General features: G+C 44.2%; 2 protein-coding genes. Both read right to left on the bottom strand.

Annotated features, from left to right (window positions below; all coding sequences use genetic code 11):
• Positions 1-48 precede the first annotated feature (48 nt).
• A complete protein-coding gene (pyrF, locus tag AC1DUW_RS28730; protein WP_053345266.1) occupies positions 49-765 on the bottom strand; it encodes an orotidine-5'-phosphate decarboxylase in 717 nt (238 codons plus the stop codon).
• A partial coding sequence (locus tag AC1DUW_RS28725) for a dihydroorotate dehydrogenase (protein ID WP_477644173.1) occupies positions 737-1,421 on the bottom strand: 685 nt, incomplete at its 5' end. The genes AC1DUW_RS28725 and pyrF, both read right to left, overlap by 29 nt.

Below are 1,421 nucleotides of genomic sequence, written 5' to 3'. Positions count from 1 at the left end.
GTAGGTACACTGCTTTAATTTCTAATAGGTGTTCGGCTATAGTTTGGTTTAACATGATATTCCCTCCCAGGCTGCTTTCATATCTAAGTATGCTGTTAATGGATCTTTCGCCCCAGTTATCGCTCTACCTACAACGATGGCATCAGCTCCAAAATTTCTTGCCTGTTCAGGCGTGGCAATTCTTTCTTGATCGTGTGTTTGGCCACCTGCATTACGGATACCAGGTGTGACCGTTAAAAATTCCGGGCTAATACGTTCATGAATTGTCTTTACTTCATGCGACGAACAAACAACGCCGTCTAATCCGGCCTGCTGAGTAAGCTTTGCATAATGAAGCACCGAATCCTCTAGAGAGCCGGCAATGTTTTGGTCAAGATTCATTTGTTCCTGTGACGTGCTTGTCAGCTGTGTAACCCCTATACATAACGGACGTTTTTTTCCTGCAGCTGTTCCACTATCTAAACCTTCCAGAGCTGCTTCCATCATATTTCGGCCACCTGCCGCATGGACATTTACCATGTCAGCGCCTAATGCTGCCAGACCTGTCATTGCCTTTTTGACTGTGTTCGGAATATCATGAAGCTTTAAGTCTAAAAACACATCGTGGCCTTGTTCTTTTACGTAAGAAATGATGGACGGTCCATTCTGATAAAATAATTCCATCCCCACTTTTACAGCTAGTTTTTCAGATGAAAACTGGTTTAAAAATTGTTCTGTTTGTATAAGGTTGGGAAAATCAAGCGCGATAATTAGCGACTGCTTCATTCTGCTTCCAGCTCCTTCCGGTACATTGTGAAATATGATCAAATCCTAGCTCATCCAGCAGATTGGGTAATTCTTCAATGATCGTTGGGCATACAAACGGATCCACGAAGTTAGCGGTTCCCACTGCAACAGCGCTCGCACCTGCGTAGAAAAACTCAATGACATCTTCCGCTGAAGCGATTCCTCCCATTCCAATGATTGGAATCGAAACTTGCTGGCTTACCTCATATATCATCCGGAGAGCGACCGGTTTAATCGCAGGACCTGATAACCCACCAGTTTTGTTCGATAGAATCGGTCGACCTGTTTTTAAATCCAAACGCATACCGACTAATGTATTAATCATTGTCAGCCCGTCGGCACCGCCATCTTCGACCGCTTTGGCCATTTCCACAATATTGCTGACATTTGGAGAAAGCTTCACATAAACAGGCACAGAGGAGACTTCCTTGACTGCCTTGGTTACCTCTTTGGCAACTTCCGGAACCGTACCAAAAGCGATGCCACCTTCTTTTACATTTGGACAAGAAATATTCAACTCAAGAGCCTTCACATTTCCCACCTTACTGATGTTACTAGCCACCTTAACATAATCAGCTATTTGAGATCCCGCAACGTTAGCGATAATAGGAACATCATACCCACTTAGCCAGTCC

The sequence above is a fragment of the Peribacillus sp. P4_C12 genome, assembly GCF_056402095.1.
Note: the sequence above shows the minus strand (reverse complement) of the source record. Positions and strands in the feature narration are given on the sequence as shown.